The organism is Serratia sp. YWN4, from assembly GCF_055790845.1.
The window spans coordinates 2547344-2566046 of the sequence record NZ_CM147696.1 but is presented as its reverse complement, the minus strand read 5'-3'; the positions used below and the strand labels follow the sequence as shown (position 1 = coordinate 2566046).

Annotated in this window: 20 protein-coding genes and 1 other annotated feature; all 20 genes read right to left on the bottom strand. The window is 52.2% G+C overall.

The features are described from left to right. Positions 1-291: 291 nt before the first annotated feature. The 20 genes from ACX9GT_RS12245 to infC all read right to left on the bottom strand — a co-directional run bounded on the left by ACX9GT_RS12245 (position 292) and on the right by infC (position 18703). Positions 292-1305, bottom strand: a complete 1014-nt coding sequence (locus ACX9GT_RS12245; protein WP_473191307.1) for a lipoate--protein ligase A — start codon at positions 1303-1305, stop codon at positions 292-294. Between the two features lie 58 nt (positions 1306-1363). After that, complete coding sequence (locus ACX9GT_RS12240) at positions 1364-1822, bottom strand: NlpC/P60 family protein (protein WP_473191306.1); 459 nt, start codon at positions 1820-1822, stop codon at positions 1364-1366. A gap of 131 nt (positions 1823-1953) precedes the next feature. Further along, positions 1954-2346: a 4-amino-4-deoxy-L-arabinose-phosphoundecaprenol flippase subunit ArnF gene (gene arnF, locus ACX9GT_RS12235; RefSeq protein WP_473191305.1), complete on the bottom strand. Its 393-nt coding sequence runs from the start codon at positions 2344-2346 to the stop codon at positions 1954-1956. Next, a complete protein-coding gene (gene arnE, locus ACX9GT_RS12230; protein ID WP_473191304.1) occupies positions 2343-2687 on the bottom strand; it encodes a 4-amino-4-deoxy-L-arabinose-phosphoundecaprenol flippase subunit ArnE in 345 nt (114 codons plus the stop codon). Before arnE ends, arnF begins: the two co-directional genes overlap by 4 nt. Beyond that, positions 2684-4348, bottom strand: coding sequence for a lipid IV(A) 4-amino-4-deoxy-L-arabinosyltransferase (gene arnT, locus ACX9GT_RS12225; RefSeq protein ID WP_473191303.1), 1665 nt, complete (start codon positions 4346-4348; stop codon positions 2684-2686). The genes arnE and arnT overlap by 4 nt, the downstream gene beginning before the upstream one ends. Further along, entirely contained in the window at positions 4345-5256 is a 912-nt protein-coding gene (arnD, locus tag ACX9GT_RS12220) for a 4-deoxy-4-formamido-L-arabinose-phosphoundecaprenol deformylase (RefSeq protein WP_473191302.1), read from the bottom strand. The genes arnT and arnD overlap by 4 nt, the downstream gene beginning before the upstream one ends. Beyond that, the gene (gene arnA, locus ACX9GT_RS12215; protein WP_473191572.1) at positions 5253-7235 is read right to left on the bottom strand and encodes a bifunctional UDP-4-amino-4-deoxy-L-arabinose formyltransferase/UDP-glucuronic acid oxidase ArnA; all 1983 of its coding nucleotides are present in this window, start codon (positions 7233-7235) and stop codon (positions 5253-5255) included. The genes arnD and arnA overlap by 4 nt, the downstream gene beginning before the upstream one ends. Then, entirely contained in the window at positions 7235-8215 is a 981-nt protein-coding gene (gene arnC, locus ACX9GT_RS12210; RefSeq protein WP_473191301.1) for an undecaprenyl-phosphate 4-deoxy-4-formamido-L-arabinose transferase, read from the bottom strand. The genes arnA and arnC overlap by 1 nt, the downstream gene beginning before the upstream one ends. Then, complete coding sequence (arnB, locus tag ACX9GT_RS12205) at positions 8202-9356, bottom strand: UDP-4-amino-4-deoxy-L-arabinose aminotransferase (RefSeq protein ID WP_473191300.1); 1155 nt, start codon at positions 9354-9356, stop codon at positions 8202-8204. The genes arnC and arnB overlap by 14 nt, the downstream gene beginning before the upstream one ends. A 376-nt stretch (positions 9357-9732) precedes the next feature. Continuing rightward, on the bottom strand, positions 9733-10488 hold the full coding sequence (gene btuD / locus ACX9GT_RS12200; RefSeq protein WP_473191299.1) for a vitamin B12 ABC transporter ATP-binding protein BtuD: 756 nt from the start codon (positions 10486-10488) through the stop codon (positions 9733-9735). A 15-nt stretch (positions 10489-10503) separates the two neighbouring features. After that, a complete protein-coding gene (locus ACX9GT_RS12195) occupies positions 10504-11055 on the bottom strand; it encodes a glutathione peroxidase (RefSeq protein WP_473191298.1) in 552 nt (183 codons plus the stop codon). A gap of 71 nt (positions 11056-11126) precedes the next feature. Continuing rightward, a complete protein-coding gene (btuC, locus tag ACX9GT_RS12190) occupies positions 11127-12134 on the bottom strand; it encodes a vitamin B12 ABC transporter permease BtuC (RefSeq protein WP_473191297.1) in 1008 nt (335 codons plus the stop codon). Positions 12135-12310: 176 nt separating this feature from the next. Then, positions 12311-12718, bottom strand: a complete 408-nt coding sequence (locus ACX9GT_RS12185) for a DUF2502 domain-containing protein (RefSeq protein WP_473191296.1) — start codon at positions 12716-12718, stop codon at positions 12311-12313. Positions 12719-13390: 672 nt separating this feature from the next. Continuing rightward, positions 13391-13687, bottom strand: coding sequence for an integration host factor subunit alpha (ihfA, locus tag ACX9GT_RS12180; RefSeq protein WP_004943604.1), 297 nt, complete (start codon positions 13685-13687; stop codon positions 13391-13393). Between the two features lie 4 nt (positions 13688-13691). Then, a complete protein-coding gene (gene pheT, locus ACX9GT_RS12175; RefSeq protein ID WP_473191295.1) occupies positions 13692-16079 on the bottom strand; it encodes a phenylalanine--tRNA ligase subunit beta in 2388 nt (795 codons plus the stop codon). A gap of 14 nt (positions 16080-16093) precedes the next feature. Next, positions 16094-17077, bottom strand: a complete 984-nt coding sequence (gene pheS, locus ACX9GT_RS12170; protein WP_473191294.1) for a phenylalanine--tRNA ligase subunit alpha — start codon at positions 17075-17077, stop codon at positions 16094-16096. A gap of 140 nt (positions 17078-17217) precedes the next feature. Beyond that, positions 17218-17341 (bottom strand) — a sequence feature (Phe leader region). Beyond that, on the bottom strand, positions 17292-17336 hold the full coding sequence (gene pheM, locus ACX9GT_RS12165; RefSeq protein WP_459402801.1) for a pheST operon leader peptide PheM: 45 nt from the start codon (positions 17334-17336) through the stop codon (positions 17292-17294). It overlaps the preceding feature by 45 nt. Positions 17342-17456: 115 nt before the next feature. Next, positions 17457-17813 (bottom strand): 50S ribosomal protein L20, encoded by a 357-nt coding sequence (gene rplT, locus ACX9GT_RS12160; protein WP_473191293.1) that lies wholly within the window; start codon positions 17811-17813, stop codon positions 17457-17459. A gap of 43 nt (positions 17814-17856) precedes the next feature. Then, positions 17857-18054, bottom strand: coding sequence for a 50S ribosomal protein L35 (gene rpmI, locus ACX9GT_RS12155; protein ID WP_004931418.1), 198 nt, complete (start codon positions 18052-18054; stop codon positions 17857-17859). Positions 18055-18151: 97 nt separating this feature from the next. Next, positions 18152-18703, bottom strand: a complete 552-nt coding sequence (infC, locus tag ACX9GT_RS12150) for a translation initiation factor IF-3 (protein WP_071882841.1) — start codon at positions 18701-18703, stop codon at positions 18152-18154.

Here is an 18703-nt window from a genome sequence, read left to right as displayed (position 1 = left end):
TTTATTTAGAAAAATCCTAAAAAAGGGGAAGCCGAGAGAATGTCATCTGGAACTCTCTCAATATTGGGAATACCACTTAATCATTAATTTTATTTATGTATAAATAACTTCTGTTACACCGTGCATCAGAGCGACCAAGTCATCACTGCCTTGATTTTTGCCATATCTGTACTACCAATGCATTTACCCCAATCAAGACAATAAAACAGCAGCAGTTAACTATCTGCCAGCGTTGATAGCATAAAAAAGGACAGGTTTCCCCGTCCCATACTCTTCATCTGCCCGATAACGCTATTTGATCGTTTCCATCAACCAGTCACGTAACGCAGAAAGCTCGTCTGATTGCTGCGGAAACTGCAATTGCAGACGCTCACAACAGGCTGCCAGCGCCTCACTGCGATAAGGGCACCCCACCAGCATCGTGGCCAAAGCCTGCAAAGGGGCAGGATTAAGGCTGTCGGTAAAGATCTGCGCCCGTACAATCGTGCCCTTTTCCACATCAAAGAAAATATCTACGCCTCCCCAGCTAAAACGCTCATTCAGCAGATGGCTGAACGCAGGCGCTTTACCGAAATTCCATTCCCAACTGCTCTGTTTAGCAAATTGTTGTTCAAAATCAGGTAAGTTGGGGAAAACATCCGGTGAGATCACTTCCGCGGGTGCACTGTCACCATAGTGGGCAAAAAATGCCTGGATGATAGCGTCACAAACCTGCTGATGGTGAATCTCTGGTAAGAATTCCGCCAGATTGGCGACGCGAGAGCGAACGGAAGTAATACCTTTCGCCTGTAGCTTTTTAGGATCGGGGTTGAGGTAATCAGCCAAGCGATTGAGATCGGCGTTCAGCAGCAGAGTGCCATGATGGAAGCCCCGATCTTGCGTCTCGCGATAAGCAGAACCGGATATTTTGCGAACCCCGTCGGCCGTATCTACCACCAGATCGTTGCGCCCGGAAGCTACCGCGTTAATCCCCAACTGCGCCAGCGCGTGCAGAATAATGCCGGTTGAAACGGTTTTATCGTAACCCGGCTTGCCCGCCATAAAGGTAAAACAGGTATTACCGAGATCGTGAAACACCGCACCACCGCCGCTGCTGCGCCGTGCCAGGCGAATGCCGTCCTGCTCCATCCGCCGGGTATTACACTCTTTCCACGGGTTCTGTGATTGGCCAATGACCACGGTTTCCGCATTGCGCCACAGGAACAGGATGTTCTGCGTCGTCATTTCGCGGAAGATACACTCTTCAACCGCCAGGTTGAACCAAGGATCGTAAGAGTCAGAAATTAATAAACGTAAGGAATTCATGGCATTCACCAATAACAATGTGATGCTGCCATGATACACCAGCGCAACAGGTTACACGCTAGATTCGGCGCGCTTGCCAGTAGACTTTCCGCCAATACACATTGTTCAGCGAGGAACGCGTTACACCACGGCTGGTGGAAGCGTGGATAAATTGGTCGTTGGTATCGTAGATGCCGACATGCAGGCCATTCTCACCGCTGCCGGTTTTGAAGAATACCAGGTCGCCCGGCAACAGTTCATCACGCGATACTTTGGTGCCGACACCGGTCTGCTGTTCCGTAGAACGTGGCAATTGCAGGTCAAAACGATCGCGGAAAGTACGGTAGACGAAGCCGGAACAGTCGACACCGCCTTGATCTAAACCACCATAGCGATACGGGGTGCCATACCATTGGCGTAATTGCTCATTCAGTTGCGCGACAACCACGATTGAATCGGACAGGCGGCCATTCGGCGGTGGCGCATGGCTGCTGCAACCGGCCAGAATCAAGCTGACTAATAAAAACCACACACGCATCGCATCGTTCCCTTCACTGAATACGTTGCCACAGAGCCAACACTGAGTAATTTAAATAAGGATAGCGCCGATTTATCTCGCAAGACAGGAAAAAGACAAGCGTTGTGAAGGAGATATCGAGGATTTGTCCGCTATTGGGGGGATTTGACCTTCGCCTTGCTGTTAATCAACCAAACACCAAACAGGATCGACAGGGTTCCCAGCGTTTTCAGCAAAGTCGCCGATTCGTTAAACCAAGGCAGGATCACCGCGGCCAGATAGACCAACGCATAGCTGACGCTCAATAACGGGTAAGCGCGATTCAGTGGCAGGTAACGCAATGCAAAGAACCAGCACAGCATCGACAAGGCATAGCCGAAAATGCCACCACTGACTGCCAGTAACGCCAGCCAATGATGACGTAATAACGCCAGCGTAATATCTGCAAATGATAAGAGCGGGATCTGCGCCATGCCCCATTTCATCAGCAATTGTGCCAACGTCACAAGGAAGACACTGGCGGCTCCCCAAGCATAGCCTTTCATGGATTAAGACTCATCAGCAGTATCCCCAGCATAATCAAAAACACGCCGCACCAGTGGCGCAGCGTGGTGGGTTCATTAAACAGCCAGCGTGCTGCCAAAGTGACCAGCACGAAGTTGAGGCTGAGCATCGGGTAGGCCACGCTGAGCGGCAAACGCTGCAACACGTTGAGCCAGATGAGCATGCCCAACCCCAGAAAGATCACTGCCAGCGCCAACCAACGCAGAGTGGTGTTCAAGCGTCGTTCTACCGCCTGTTCCCAGGTTTGGGCCGCCTGTTTCTGGCATAGCTGCCCTGCGCAGGTCAGCAGGCTGACCAGAATCACCAACCCGTAGGCCATCATGGCTGCTGCTTGTACCACAACAGGGCCAGGCGATGCATTTCGGTAACGCTATCTGGCGCTGGGAGATCCTGCGGTACATGTTCACCACGGGAAAGATGCAGCACCAGTGACACATCGCCCTGCTTGCGTGCCTGCTCCAGCCACTGCGGGAAATCTTCATCGCGGATGTAGTGGCTGCGTGAATCTTCGTAATTCAGGCCGTAGGAAACCTCACCCCGCTGGCTGAACATCAGTATATCGCTGCGCTTCAATTCCCAGGCCAACCCTGCTGCCACACCTACGTTGTCGGCGAGAACATACTGGCTCTGACTCAGAACCGGCAGATTGGCCCGCACAAAGTTTTGCGGTTGCTTGGAGTCAATCACCTGCTGCGGAATGGCATAGCCAATCAGCAAGCAGAGCAGCAACGGACAGGCCGCAGCCCACGTCCAACGCTGTGCATTATTGCGCGCAGAGATCACGGCAAACAGCAGCCAGCCACCAAACGCGATGATACCCAGAATGATTTTCGGATGTTCTTCTGACGTGAACAGATGCACTTTAGGCAATAAATCGAAGCCCATCAATAACAGCGCCACAATACCAATCAGGCCAAACAGACCATTTAGTACCGCATTAGCCTTGAATATCCGGGTGCGCAATTGCGCCACGCAATCTTCCGCATAGGCCGCCATCAGCAAGGCCAACGGGGCCATGCACGGCAGAATGTAAGTCGGTAATTTACCTTTAGCGATACTAAAGAAAATTAGCGGCATCATCACCCAGCTTAACAAGAAGAACAGCTCTGGGCGCTGAGCGCGCTCACGCCAGCCTTTGACCAGTGAACCGGGCAACAGCGCCAGCCATGGCAACACGGCGGCAATCAGGATCGGCAAGTAATACCAGATAGGGGCTTTATGTTGGGCATTCTCTTCGGCAAAGCGCTGAATATGCTCAACCCAGAAGAAATAGTTCCAGTAATCCGGTTCACGCTGGGCCACCGCCAGCGCCCACGGCAGGCTAAGCAGCACAGCAACCACCACCGCGATGGGCCCGTAAATCAGCAATTCTTTGATTTTGCGCTGCTGGATCACAATCGGGATCACCGCAATCACCGGCACCGCCAAGGCCAGGAATCCTTTGGTCATAAAGCCCATGCCACAGGCCAAGCCGAGCAGCACGTAGCCCCCGAGTTTGCCTTTGGTGGTGGTGGCTTTTAACGTCAGGTAATAACTGACCATCGCCGCCGTCAGCCACAGCGAGATCATCGGATCGAGCACGCTGTAAGTCCCGATGCTGAATACCAGGAACATCGACAGGAAGATCAACACCGCCAGATAGGCACGGTGCGCGTTCTTCCACATCAACCACGCCAGTGCAAACACCAGCAGTGCAGCCATGCCGGTACTGAATACCGAAGCGAAGCGCACGGCAAAATTGTTATCGCCAAATAGCCACTGGCTAACGTTGTTGAACCAGTAACCTGCTACCGGTTTTTCAAAATACCGCAGGCCAAGCAGATTAGGGACGACCCAATCGCCCTTCGCCAGCATTTCACGGCTGATCTCGGCATAGCGGGTTTCATCGGGTTGCCATAACAGGCGTCCATTGAGCGGAATCAGATAGACTAGGGCAAAAAAAATGGCCAATACCATGGCCCAGGTTCCTTTCAGCGCTTTCATGAAACGTCTTTTTCCTCTACTTCAGTTTGACAGCCTAACCAGCCTTCACGGCCAGGAAAGGGGGCTCGCGTGATGCGGCCCAACGGCAGCGACGACGGATCCTGTGGCAACAAGGCACTCAGCGGGCAGAATTCAATGCCCTGCTGCTGCGCACGCTGCAACAGATCTTCAAACATGGCCGCCTGAGACATCCCCTCCACCTCGGTATGAATGGTGTACACCGGCACGCCCCGATCGTTTTCGATCGCATGCAGAATGTAGTCATTGAAGTCGGCGATGCTGACTTCGCTGCCAATCACTTCATCAAAGGTAGGGAGTGTGACGGGAATTTGCACCGTTCCAGGTTGACCGTTGTTTAATAGCGGACGAAACGGGTGTGTGCCACGGCAATCGCTGTTGTACTGAAAATCAAAGCCCTGCTTCACCTCGACAACACGCTGGTCGGCACGCCAGCCAGCCACTGCTGAGAACTTGACCGGTTGCCCGGTGCTCGCAGTCAGTGCGTCAACGCCCAACTGCACTTGCCGCGTCAATTCCTGTTCCGACCAGCGCGCCACTCGAGCCTGCCAACCTTGATGATCCCAGGCATGCAGCCCCACTTCATGACCCGCCTCGGCGGTACGTTTCATCAACGGCCCTAACGAGCGGGAGATGTTACGCCCCGGCCAGGCAGTGCCCGCCAGCAGAATATCCCAGCCGTACAGCGAAGCCGCATTTGAGCGCAGCATTTTCATCAGAAATTGAGGACGAAGGAGGCGCCACAAGTGGCGCCCCATATTGTCCGGCCCAACACTGAAGAAGAAGCTGGCCTGAATATCGTACTTATCGAACAGCTCCAGCAAACACGGCACCCCTTCACGGGTGCCGCTGAAGGTATCTACATCAACTCGCAGGCCGACCTTCTTCATGCACCATTACCTTCCTCTACCGTGGTACGCAGGAAGTAATCCAGCGTATCGGCAACGGTCTGTTGCATGGCGATGGTTGGCTGCCAGTCCAGCAAACGGCGCGCATTTTTGATGCTTGGGGTACGGTGTTCAACGTCCTGATAACCCTTGCCGTAGTAGCTGCTGCTTTCCACGTCTTTGAAACCGGCAAACGGTGGGAAATTGCCACGCAACGGATGGTTGTTGAAGCTTTCCAGCAGCATTTCCGCCAGTTCACGAATGCTCGCTTCATTGGTCGGGTTACCGATGTTAACGATCTGACCGTCACACTGCCCATGACGGTTTTCAATAATGCGATACAGCGCTTCGATGCCGTCATTGATATCGGTAAAGCAGCGCTTCTGCGCACCACCGTCAACCAGTTTGATCGGCGAACCTTCAACCAGGTTGAGGATCAACTGAGTGATAGCACGTGAAGAGCCAATGCGTGCCGCATCCAGATTATCCAGGCGTGGCCCCATCCAGTTGAACGGACGGAACAGCGTGAACTTCAGGCCTTCTTTCGCGCCATAAGCCCAGATTACGCGGTCCAACAGCTGCTTAGACACGGAGTAAATCCAGCGCTGCTTGCTGATTGGCCCCACGATCAGACGCGAATTGTCTTCATCAAACTCTTTATCATCACACATACCGTAAACTTCAGAGGTGGATGGGAAGATGATGCGTTTGTTGTACTTCACACAATCACGGACGATTTTCAGGTTTTCTTCAAAATCCAGTTCAAACACTTTCAGTGGATTACGGGTGTATTCGATCGGTGTAGCGATCGCCACCAGCGGCAATACCACATCACATTTCTTGATGTGATACTCGATCCACTCGGAATGAATGCTGATATCCCCTTCCACAAAGTGGAAGCGCGGGTTATCCAGGAACCGGCTGATGGCGTCGGAACCAATGTCCAGGCCATAGATGTCATAGCGATCTTCACGCAGCAGACGTTCAGTCAGGTGGTTACCGATAAAACCGTTAACCCCGAGGATCAGCACACGGGTTCTACGTTTCATGGCCGCACTTGGCTTCGGAGCCAGGCGCACATCGGTAACAATGCCCATCTCCAGCGCCAGACGCGAACCCTGCACGTATAAGCCAGATTCACTTTGGCCTGCGACGATCTCCAACGCGCCATCACCACAGGCAATGATCAGCGGCGAAGTGCTCAACACGGTACCCGGCTGTTTGCCATGCTGGGTGTCCAGCACGCGTGAGCGCCACACGGTCAGTTTGCGCTGGCCAAGATAGCTGAAGGCACCTGGGTAAGGTTCGGTTACGGCGCGCACCAGATTGTCGATCTCGCGGGCGGATTTATGCCACTGAATCTCGCCATCGGCGGCGGTGCGGCGGCCAAAATAGCTGGCCTCTGCTTCATTTTGCTTGGTAAAGGTTGCCGTGCCGTTTTTCAGCTTTGGCAGTTGCTGTTTCAACAAACTCTGTGCAGCTTCCAACACTTTCTTATGCAACGTCAGCGCGGTGTCGCTGTCTGTGATAGCCACTGTTTGCTGGCCGACGATGTCGCCCGCATCTGGATGCTTGACCATCTTGTGCAGCGTGACGCCGGTTTCTGTCTCGCCATTCAGCAGCGCCCAGTTAACCGGCGCACGCCCGCGATAGCGTGGTAACAGTGAACCATGCAGGTTAAAACCGCCCTTCGGTGCCAGCGCCAGCACTTCTTCGCTCAGCATGTTGCGGTAGTAGAAAGAGAAAATGATGTCAGGCTGTAATTCGCGGATACGCTCAACCCACAGCGGGTGGTTCACGTCTTCCGGCGCATACACCGGTAAATCCAGCTCAGCCCCTTGACGGGCAACAGAAGAGAAGAAGTTGTTTTCACCAGGATCGTCGGTATGGGTGAACACTGCCTTCACGTCATAGCCCGCTTCAGTCAGTGCTTGTAAGCCAGCACAGCCGATATCATGGTAAGCAAATACAATAGCTTTCATCATTCTTCTTCCTGAGTATTTTGGGTCTGCTTATCGCCGACCACTTTCTGAACAAAATAACGAGGGCGGGCGCGGACATCATTGTAAATCCGGCCGATGTACTCCCCCAGCAAACCCATGCCGACAAACTGTGCGCCAATGAAGGTGAAAAGCACCGCAAACAGAGTGAACACCCCGCCCGCCGCCCATTCAGGCCCCAAGATCAAACGCAGGGCGATCAACAACACCGCCAAGACAAACCCGGACAACGCAATCACACTGCCGACAACGCTGAGCAAACGCAGCGGCGTGGTCGTCAGGCAAGTGATCAGGTCATACATCAGGTTGATCAGCTTCATCAGGCTGTATTTGGAATCACCGAATTCACGTTCGGCGTGACGCACCTCGATTTCAGTGGTGCGCCGGGCGAAAGTATTCGCCAGAATGGGGATAAAGGTACTGCGTTCGTGACAGTGCAACATCGCTTCAATAATATGACGACGATAAGCACGCAGCATGCAGCCGTAATCACCCATCGACTTACCGGTCGCGCGCTGGATCATCATATTGATCATGCGCGAAGCCGACTTGCGGAACCAGGAATCCTGACGGTTGGCACGCACGGTACCCACTACGTCATATCCCTCTTCCGCCACGCTGACCAAGCGGGGAATTTCTTCTGGCGGGTTTTGCAGATCGGCATCCAGGGTGATCACCAGATCGCCACTGACCTGATTGAAACCGGCCATGATGGCAGAGTGCTGACCGTAGTTACGATTCAGCAATACCGCAATAATGCAACTGTCTGGCTGTTCAGCGGCCGCCGTCAGCATCTCGGCAGAATTATCACTGCTACCATCATCAACCAGAATAATTTCATAGGGTTGGGCTAATTGCTTACAGGCGGCAGTGGTACGTTCCAGCAACGCAGGTAAACTTTCCTGCTCGTTGAATACCGGGATGACCACCGAAACTTTCTTAATCGGTTCAGCGCGAGACACGAGATGACTCCACAACAGAAGATAAGGCATTGACCACGCGATCGACATCAGCTTCGGTCATATCAGGGAATAGCGGTAAGGTGCATAAACGCGCCGAATTCCATTCGGTATTAGGCAACGAAAGCTGCGGATAACGCTCACGATAGAATTTTTGCGTATGGGCGGCACGGAAATGCAGGCCGGTGCCCACACCGACGTCTTTTAACCGTTCCATCAGTTGGTCACGATCGATGCCACAGCGTTCCGCATCAACGCGGACCATAAACAGGTGCCATGCGTGGTCGTGCGGGTAATCCGGCAACCCCAACGGCTGGAAAGGAGAATCTTTCAGCGCCTCGAGGTAACGTTCAGCCAACGCTTTGCGCCGCGCATTCAGTTCCGGCAGGCGCGCCAGTTGCACTACGGCAATCGCGGCGTGAATATCGGAAAGGTTGTACTTATAGCCCGGTTCAACCACTTCAGCCTGCGGTTTGCGCCCTTGCAACTGACGATCGAAGGCGTCTACCCCCAAACCGTGGAACTTCAGGCAACGCACGCGATCGGCCAATGCGTCATCATCGGTAGCAATCAAGCCACCCTCGGCGCAGGTCAGGTTTTTGATCGCATGGAAGGAGAAAATCGCAGTACCGCGTGCGCCGACCCACTCGCCATTAAAACGAGTGCCCACCGCATGGGCCGCATCTTCAATCAGGGGGATCTTATGACGTTCGGCCACATCACGCAGCGCATCCATCGGTAATGGCGCACCTGCATAATGAACAGGAATGATCGCTTTGGTACGTGCCGTGATTGCTGCTTCTACATCGGCGGCGCTGACCATTAACGTATCGCGGTCAACATCGATCATCACAGGCGTTGCGCCAAGCAGTTCGATCATGTTTAGCGTGGAAACCCAGGTCTGCGAAGGCGTAATTACCTCATCACCTGGCCCAATACCCAGTGCCATTAAGGTGACATGCATGCCTGCGGTCGCAGAACAAACGACAACAGCATGTTTACATCCGAAGGTTTTACAAAACTCACTTTCCAACTGCTGATTCTGTGGCCCGGTGGTGATCCAGCCGGAACGCAGTACCTTTTCTACCGCCGCAATTTCTTCATCACCAATAGCCGGGCGTGAAAAAGGCAGGAATTGATCCATAGTTAGACCTCAAACGTCTCGAATTTCTTTAAGCCACTGTAAAACTGTTTCATTTAACCAATGTTAAACGCCAGAGAGAATGATTCCTGGTGGGTAAACTGCCAATGTACGTCGGTAAGCTTAACTAAACCTTAAGCTGTAAATGACTGTCAGGAAGTTTTCCGAAAGACATTGCCATTGACAAAAATAAAAATACTCATTGCAATCAAAATGTTGCGTTATTATAGTTTTCTATTTACCGCGTCTAGCGTAGCACGCCATTGACGTTTTTCAACGAAAGAATCTGTTTTTGGGGGAAGAATCAGATAATAGATTGATGATTTGCAGGCGATCTATCAAAAATCTAACTGATTAAAATAGCAGCAAAAAAATCCAGCTATGCCGTTTTGGTCATAATCCAACGCTGGTCACCCAACGCCTGTAAGTGAAAATCAACGTCATAAATACGTGACAGCATCTCTGGCTCCATCACGTTGTGCGTACTCCCTTGTGCCACCAGCCGCCCAGCATGCAATAACCAGACACTATCGGCCTGCTGCAACGTATGGTTCAAATCATGTGCACAGATCAGCGCACTGCGGCCGCTGTGACAAAACTCCCGCAACAGGCGGTCAAGCGCCACTTTCTGCGCAACATCCAGGCTATTGGTGGGCTCATCAAGCAACAGTAACTGGCTATGTGGGTTGACAGTAGGCCACACCTGCAACAGAACCGCAGCCAGACGCACCCGCTGCCATTCGCCACCGGATAACTGAGTCAGCATGCGTGATAGCTTGTCTGACAGTTTCAAGCGCTCAGATAAATAAAGGATGGTGTTTTCTAACTCACGTTCATCCGAACCCACAGGTTGATGCAAAGCGAGGTATTGGAATACCGGCATCAGAGCAACAGGTGGCTGCTGCTGGCAGAGATAAGCGCGGCGCATCGCCAATTCATAACCTGGGTAATCATCCATTGGCCTGCCCGACAACAGAACTTCCCCCTGCCCCGGCAGGATCCCTGCCAGCCTTGCCAGCAGCGTACTTTTCCCGGCACCATTAGGGCCGATCAGGTGAACCTGCAACCCAGCACTGATTTGCCCTGAACAAGGGGCAAAACGACCTTCTATTCCCACCTGGCTGAGTTGCAGCATGTTTTAATGGCCTCTTTACTTCGCCAGCGCCAGCTTGACCGCTTGTATCACGACCGGATCCTCCGGCGTCATATCGGGAGAGAAACGCTGGATCACCGTGCCATCGCGGCCAATCAAGAATTTCTCAAAGTTCCACAGGATATCGCCCGTTTGTTTTGGTGCGCGCCCCTTGCTGCTCATACGCTCTAAAAACTCACTGCCTTCAGGGGTGACAGCCTGTGATTGTGCGGCAATCAATGCCTGATAAAGCGGATGACGATTCGTACCATTCACCTCAATTTTGGCAAACATCGGGAATTTGACGCCAAAAGTACCGCGGCAGAAGGCCAGGATCTCTTCATTAGTACCGGGTTCCTGCCCCAGAAACTCATTGGACGGGAAACCCAACACGGCAAAACCTTGCTCATGATAGGCTTCATAGAGTTTTTCCAGACCTTCATATTGCTTGGTCAGGCCACATTCCGAAGCAACGTTAACCACCAGCAGCACTTTCCCTTGATACACACCCAAGGTAGTCGGCTGGTTTTCAATAGTTTGCAGCGGAACGGCATAAATTGGCTTACTCATCAGATTTTATCCTATGGTTTTATTTGCAGGTGAAGCAGAGAAAGTGCCACCGGTTCATAGCGGTAGCTCACTTACCTTACGCTTTTTGACCGAGTCAGTAACCAGATAAATAGCGGTGCGCCCAGTGTGGCAGTCACTACGCCGATGGGGAGTTCTGCGGAGAGCAGCGCGATACGCGCAACGACGTCGGCCACCAGCAACACGCCGGCCCCTGCCAACGCACAGCCGGGCAACAGGAAGCGCTGGTTGGTCAAGCCACTGAGCCGTAGCATATGAGGGATCACCAAGCCTACAAAACCAATCACCCCTGCCAGTGCCACACTGGCTCCCACCAGCCAGCCGATCGCCAGCACCAACAAGTTGCGCCACAGATGAAGAGAAAGCCCCAGTTGCCGGGCCTGAATTTCACCCAGCGCCATCAGATTTAGCGCTTTACCCTGCGCGCATAGCCACAGCAGCACCGGCAACAATATCAGCAGCAACCATTTTTGCCGCCAGTCGACCCCACCAAAACCACCCATCATCCAATACATCAGTTGCCGCAGATCGAGGCTAGAGCTGAAATAAACCGCCCATGTCATGATGGCGCTACAGACAATGCCCAACGCCACTCCCACCAATAGCAGGCGTGCATTGCTCATTCGGCGACGGCGGGCAAAGCTCAATAATAGGAAGGTCATCACCAGTGCGCCGAGGATCGCACTCAGGCTCATCAAGGCAACCGGCAATAATCCGTTGCCGAACAGCACCGTCAGAACCAGTGCCACGCCAGCCCCATTCGCCACACCAAGCAATCCAGGCTCTGCCAGCGGGTTTTCAAACAGCGCCTGCATCGCCGCTCCCGCAACTGCCAAGCTGGCCCCCACCAACATGACCGCCAGCGCTCGCGGCAGGCGCAGTTGCCAGACAAATAGCCGCGCAGACTCACTCAGCCACTGAGTGGGCCAGATCCAGACATCCCCGGCACTCAGGCTGAAGACAAAAGCCACCACAACGCCCAGCGTCAACAGTGACAAATGGCGTTTATCGCGTTGGCGCTGATTTTGCTGCAATAACGTGAACGTTTGGTGGGTAGGCATAGGCGCAACAATTCCTGCAGACCGTTGTCATGGCCTGATAATTAACATCTTGCAGCGAATATTAAGAGGTTAGCGCCGTGAGGGAAAGGGTTGTGTCGCAGATCGGCCAGGAAAACAGCGGCTAGCACTGCCGATCACCCAACAGGTGATGGCAATACTAACCGCGGGTGAATCAATTAGTGGCGCGGATCGTTGTTGTTTTGTGGATAAGGCCGACTGTGGGCATTATGGCTATCGTTGCGGTTATTGCCACGATCGCCATCATCGTGCGCATTACGATCATTGTTACGATCGCCATGGAACGGATTCCTGCCGCGCTCAGCATGGCCGCGAGGATCCGATGGCTGCCAACGCCCGCCATCCCAATACATGCCGCGTTCATTCCGTTCCCCGACACTCTGCCCCTGATGCGCATGCCACCACTGTGGCGGACGCCAGTCATAGCCATCCCAGTAATAGCCACGTTTGTCTTGATCGCCCAGGTGCAGTGAAACACCAGGTACATTGATATCAATAGAGACATTCGCCTGGGCTGCCACCGGCAGCAGCAGAGGTAAACACACCAGCAACAGGATCTTTTTCATTGATAATCTCTCTTTATTGCAAAACTGAGAAGGTTATATCAGTGCAGCTATTTCACGCCTATCGCTTCAAAGCCTATTTTCAGATCGTTTTCGCGCCCTTTACACAATCCCTACATTGTCACCATCCCTATTTAATTAATACATACGCTAACAGAGCTTAACGAATAATTGACGCACTGATTTCGCCATGGTTATTTATAATCATCTGACACTCATCTAAGGGTATTATTATGATTAAGCGCATTGGGGTTTTATTAGCCATAGCTTTGCTCACTACGGCTCTGTCTGCCTGCTGTTTCGGCCCGCGTGGCGGCCATGGCGGCGGTTCACACGGTGGTGGCTCGGGTCATTACTATCATTAACCCAGAGACTATGACCCCTGAGTTATTTTCAGCGTACTATTAAAATAAAGCGATATAGGAATGCTCTGTAAATATCATCAAGTGCATTTGTAGCAGTAAATATAATTGGTAAGATTGCCTACTGTTTCCATGTTAGTGAGAAATAGGGTAACACCACGTTCCTGAGTAATAGAAATGACCATGGGTAACAGTAATGAAAATAATAAAAAACAGGTAACAAGATATTCCCACATAATGTCACCGTTCAAATTATGACTCTGTATGAAATAAGAAAAAGGCCGCAAACGCGGCCTTTTTGGTGTTACGCAACTTATTCTTTCGGGCTCGCGTTTTCCACCCGGCTTTTTAGTTTTTGCCCCGGACGGAAAGTGACCACGCGGCGCGCCGTAATCGGAATGTCCTCACCGGTTTTCGGGTTGCGTCCCGGACGTTGGTTCTTGTCACGCAAATCAAAATTACCAAAACCTGACAGTTTTACCTGCTCACCGTTCTCTAAAGCCCGACGGACCTCTTCAAAGAACAGTTCTACCAGATCTTTGGCGTCCCGTTTGCTAAGCCCGAGCTTCTCAAACAGGTGTTCTGACATTTCAGCTTTAGTAAGCGCCATAGGTTCAATCCCTCAAGGATGCTTGGAATCGCTGTTTTAGAGCCTCTACGCATCTTGCAACGGTAGCGGCGATCTCCTCTTCTTCCAGTGTACGAGCGGTATCCTGCAATACCAGACTGATAGCCAGGCTCTTGTAACCCTCTGCTACGCCCTTGCCACGGTACACATCAAACAAGTTTACGCCAACTACCTGATTTGCGCCAACTTTCTTACACTCTGCCAAAATATCTTCTGCGGCGACGTTTTCAGCCACGACAACCGCGATATCACGACGGTTTGCAGGGAAGCGAGAAATTTCACGCGCTTGAGGTACGGCGCGGGTTGCGACCTTATTCCACTCCAGTTCAAACACCACAGTACGGCCGTTAAGATCCAGTTTACGCTCAAGTTCTGGGTGAACCACACCAATGAAACCTACGCGCTCACCGTGCAAATAAATCGCCGCACTTTGCCCTGGGTGGAGGGCCGAATGGGCCTCTGCCTTGAACTGAATTTCAGATAACTTACCTGTCAGCTCAAGCACAGACTCCAGATCCCCTTTCAAATCATAGAAGTCCACCGGCTTTCTTGCCAGATCCCAGTGTTCTTCATGGGTATGCCCGGCAATCACGCCAGCCAGCATGACGTCCTGGCGGATCCCCAGATTCGCCGTAGTATCAGGCACAAAGCGCAGGCCGCTTTCAAACAGACGCGCTCGAGTTTGCTGACGATTCTGGTTGTACACTACCGCAGACAGTAAACCCGTCCACAGCGACAGGCGCATAGCAGACATTTCTACCGAGATCGGGTTTGGCAGGATCAGCGCTTCTTCACCCGGATGCAGCAGCGCCTGTACTTTCGGATCGACAAAACTGTAAGTAATTGCTTCTTGGAAGCCGTGATCGACCAGCAGGGTTTTTACCCGCTTCAGCGCCAGATCGGATTCACGATGCGTTGTCATCACCAGATCGGCACGCACAGGGACGTCTGGAATATTGTTGTAGCCGTATACACGAGCGACTTCTTCTACCAGATCTTCTTCGATCTCCATATCAAAACGCCAGCTTGGCGCAACTGCCAACCAGTTGTCACCCTGCTCGGTTACCTGGCAGCCGAGGCGGCGCAGGATATCGCTCACCTGCTCGGCAGGCACCACATGGCCAATCAGGCGATCCAGCTTTTCACGGCGCAATGTGATAGAGGCACGTTTCGGCAACGCGTTTTCATCGGTCACATCAATGATAGGCCCAGCTTGACCGCCACAGATATCAATCAGCAAACGAGTTGCACGCTCCATAGCCTTATACTGCAATGCCAGATCCACACCACGCTCGTAACGATGGGAAGCATCGGTATGCAAACCATGACGACGCGCACGGCCAGTAATCGACAGCGGGCTGAAGAACGCACATTCCAGCAGCACATCCTGGGTTTCGTCATTCACACCAGAATGCTCACCGCCAAAAATGCCGCCCATTGCCAGCGCTTTGTGATGATCGGCAATCACTAGGGTATCTGCATTCAATTTAGCTTCGTTGCCATCCAACAAGCGCAGCGTTTCGCCTTCAGATGCCATACGCACCACGATCCCACCTTCGATGCGGTTCAGATCGAACGCATGCATCGGCTGGCCAAGTTCCATCAGCACGTAGTTGGTAACATCAACCACGGCATCAATAGAGCGAATCCCACAGCGGCGCAGTTTTTCCCGCATCCACAACGGTGAAGGGGCTTTCACGTTGATCCCTTTCACCACACGGCCCAGATAACGCGGGCACGCCTGCGGTGCGTCTACTCGGATTGGCAGCGTGTCGGTAATGGTGGCAACAACCGGACTCATATCTGGTTCGTTGAGCGGCAACTGATTCAGCACGGCAACGTCACGCGCAACGCCAATGATGCCCAGGCAATCCGCACGGTTCGGGGTGACGCTGATTTCGATCGCGCTATCATTCAGCTTTAGATACTCACGAATATCAGTACCGATCGGCGCGTCTTCTGGCAGCTCAATAATGCCGTTATGATCGTCAGAAATCGCCAGCTCGGAAAACGAACACAGCATACCTTCTGAAGGTTCGCCACGCAGCTTGGCGGCTTTGATTTTGAAATCACCCGGCAATACCGCGCCAACGGTGGCAACCGCCACTTTTAAACCAGCACGGCAGTTTGACGCACCACAGACGATGTCCAGCAGACGATCGCCACCCACATCAACCTTGGTGACGCGCAATTTGTCGGCGTTAGGATGCTGCCCACACTCCACTACGTGGCCAACCACCACGCCGTTAAAAGCACCAGCTACCGGCTCAACGCCGTCTACCTCCAGGCCTGCCATGGTGATTTGATCGGACAATGCTTCGCTGCTGATGGCCGGGTTTACCCACTCGCGCAACCAGAGTTCACTGAATTTCATGTGATATTCCCGCCTTACTTAAACTGTTTGAGGAAACGCAGATCGTTTTCGAAGAATGCGCGCAAATCGGTGACGCCGTAACGCAACATCGTCAAGCGCTCCATGCCCATGCCGAAGGCAAAACCGGAGTAAACTTCCGGATCGATACCTACATTGCGCAGTACGTTCGGATGCACCATGCCACAACCTAACACTTCCAACCATTTACCATTTTTGCCCATCACATCAACTTCTGCGGAAGGCTCAGTAAACGGGAAGTAGGAAGGACGGAAACGAACCTGCAAATCTTCTTCAAAGAAGTTGTTCAGGAAATCATGCAGCGTGCCCTTCAGATTGGTAAAGCTGATGTTTTTATCGACAATCAGCCCTTCCATCTGATGGAACATCGGGGTGTGCGTTTGATCATAATCGTTACGATAGACGCGGCCCGGTGCGATAATGCGGATCGGTGGCTGCTGGTTCTTCATGGTACGGATCTGCACGCCAGAGGTCTGGGTACGCAGCAAACGCGTAGCGTCAAACCAGAAGGTATCGTGATCGGCACGCGCAGGGTGATGAGCTGGAATATTCAGCGCGTCAAAGTTGTGATAATCGTCTTCGATTTCCGGGCCGGTTTCGACAGAGAAACCCAGTTCGCCGAAGAAAGTTTCAATACGATCGATGGTGCGGGTCACCGGGTGCAGACCGCCATTCTCTAAACGACGACCTGGCAGTGAGACATCAATAGTCTCAACCACCAGGCGTGCGTTCAGTACGGCAGATTCCAGCATGTTCTTGCGCGCATTCAGCGCATCCTGAACGTCCTGTTTTGCCTGATTGATTACCGCTCCGGCAGCCGGGCGCTCTTCCGCTGGCACTTCACGCAGTGACTGCATCTGCAAGGTGAAATGACCTTTTTTGCCTAAATATTCGACGCGTACCAAATCTAACGCGGCAACATCCTGGGCATCTTCTATGGCTGCCTTGGCTTTGGCAACCAGCTCTGCGAGATGTGACATTGCTTTCCTCTTCCTTTGGCCATGACGGCCCGCTAAGTTATGATTGATTATTATTCGAGCACGCCTTTGGCCTTATCCTCAATGAATTTCACGTTGCAACCCACAGCACTACGGTTTGAAAGGCGAAGAAGATGGCCAAAAACAAAAAAGCCTCCGCATTGGGAGGCTCAGGCGCTACTTTTCGTTTCTTTTCTTACGCCGATGCCCCCTGAAATCAGGCGCTAAAGTAAAAAAAGAAACGGAAAATAGCAGAGTGCATGCTTGCATTACCTTGTCGATTGATTGACGACCAGTTTGATAGTGGATGCCAATAAAAGTCAATATTTGTCTCTGAAAAATAACAATTAAAAGAGGGAGCAAGCTCCCTCTTTCGTCTTTCTTACACCAGAGCCGCTTTCGCTTTTTCAACCAGTGCGCCAAAGGCCACTTTGTCGAATACTGCGATATCAGCCAGGATCTTACGGTCAATTTCAATAGAGGCTTTTTTCAGGCCGTTAATGAACTTGCTGTAAGACAGGCCGTTCTGACGGGAAGCGGCGTTAATACGTGCAATCCACAGCTGACGGAACTGACGCTTACGTTGACGACGGTCACGGTAAGCATACTGGCCTGCTTTGATTACTGCCTGGAAGGCAACACGATAGACGCGCGAACGGGCACCGTAGTAGCCTTTCGCCTGCTTCATAATTTTCTTGTGACGTGCGCGTGCAATTACACCACGTTTTACGCGAGCCATATGCTCTCTCCTAAAGTCTTATTCTTGATTCAAAAAATGTGGCTTATGCGTACGGCAGGCACGCAGTAACCAGGACCAGATCGTTCTTAGACACCATGCCTTTCGGACGCAGGTGACGTTTACGCTTGGTTGCTTTTTTGGTCAGAATATGACGCAGGTTAGCATGTTTACGCTTAAAACCACCGCTGCCGGTTTTTTTGAAGCGCTTGGCTGCACCACGTACAGTTTTAATTTTTGGCATGTTAATTAAATCCACTTCGCATTGTTAAACAACGAATCAGTGAGGCGAATAAAACCCACGCACGCTTGCACGGCGCGGGTTCAATTACTTGGAAGCCTTACTGTTTCTTCTTGGGTGCGAGCACCATAATCATCTGACGGCCTTCGATCTTCGTAGGGAAGGATTCGACCACTGCCAGATCAATATCTTCACACAGGTCTTTACGGACGCGGTTAAGCACTTCCATACCGATCTGCTGGTGCGCCATTTCACGCCCACGGAACCGCAGGGTGATTTTGGCTTTATCGCCATCTTCCAGAAAGCGAATCAGGTTGCGTAGTTTGACCTGATAGTCGCCATCATCGGTGCCAGGACGGAATTTGATTTCCTTAACCTGGATAACTTTTTGCTTCTTCTTCTGTTCTTTGGTCGACTTGCTCTTCTCATAGAGGAATTTGCCGTAATCCATGATCCGGCAAACTGGCGGCTCGGCATTTGGGCTGATTTCTACTAAATCGACGCCCGCTTCCTCAGCTTTTTCAAGAGCTTCATTCAGACTGACAATACCAATCTGCTCGCCATCGACGCCGGTTAGGCGAACTTCTTGCGCGCGAATTTCTCTGTTAATGCGATTTGGACGCGCCGGTTGAACTCGTTTTCCGCCTTTAAT

Bases quoted from the DNA above. Each gene is read 5' to 3' on its own strand.
- ACX9GT_RS12245 (WP_473191307.1), bottom strand. From the start codon at position 1,305: ATGAATTCCTTACGTTTATTAATTTCTGACTCTTACGATCCTTGGTTC.
- ACX9GT_RS12240 (WP_473191306.1), bottom strand. From the start codon at position 1,822: ATGCGTGTGTGGTTTTTATTAGTCAGCTTGATTCTGGCCGGTTGCAGC.
- arnF (WP_473191305.1), bottom strand. From the start codon at position 2,346: ATGAAAGGCTATGCTTGGGGAGCCGCCAGTGTCTTCCTTGTGACGTTG.
- arnE (WP_473191304.1), bottom strand. From the start codon at position 2,687: ATGATGGCCTACGGGTTGGTGATTCTGGTCAGCCTGCTGACCTGCGCA.
- arnT (WP_473191303.1), bottom strand. From the start codon at position 4,348: ATGAAAGCGCTGAAAGGAACCTGGGCCATGGTATTGGCCATTTTTTTT.
- arnD (WP_473191302.1), bottom strand. From the start codon at position 5,256: ATGAAGAAGGTCGGCCTGCGAGTTGATGTAGATACCTTCAGCGGCACC.
- arnA (WP_473191572.1), bottom strand. From the start codon at position 7,235: ATGAAAGCTATTGTATTTGCTTACCATGATATCGGCTGTGCTGGCTTA.
- arnB (WP_473191300.1), bottom strand. From the start codon at position 9,356: ATGGATCAATTCCTGCCTTTTTCACGCCCGGCTATTGGTGATGAAGAA.
- btuD (WP_473191299.1), bottom strand. From the start codon at position 10,488: ATGCTGCAACTCAGCCAGGTGGGAATAGAAGGTCGTTTTGCCCCTTGT.
- ACX9GT_RS12195 (WP_473191298.1), bottom strand. From the start codon at position 11,055: ATGAGTAAGCCAATTTATGCCGTTCCGCTGCAAACTATTGAAAACCAG.
- btuC (WP_473191297.1), bottom strand. From the start codon at position 12,134: ATGCCTACCCACCAAACGTTCACGTTATTGCAGCAAAATCAGCGCCAA.
- ACX9GT_RS12185 (WP_473191296.1), bottom strand. From the start codon at position 12,718: ATGAAAAAGATCCTGTTGCTGGTGTGTTTACCTCTGCTGCTGCCGGTG.
- ihfA (WP_004943604.1), bottom strand. From the start codon at position 13,687: ATGGCGCTTACTAAAGCTGAAATGTCAGAACACCTGTTTGAGAAGCTC.
- pheT (WP_473191295.1), bottom strand. From the start codon at position 16,079: ATGAAATTCAGTGAACTCTGGTTGCGCGAGTGGGTAAACCCGGCCATC.
- pheS (WP_473191294.1), bottom strand. From the start codon at position 17,077: ATGTCACATCTCGCAGAGCTGGTTGCCAAAGCCAAGGCAGCCATAGAA.
- rplT (WP_473191293.1), bottom strand. From the start codon at position 17,813: ATGGCTCGCGTAAAACGTGGTGTAATTGCACGCGCACGTCACAAGAAA.
- rpmI (WP_004931418.1), bottom strand. From the start codon at position 18,054: ATGCCAAAAATTAAAACTGTACGTGGTGCAGCCAAGCGCTTCAAAAAA.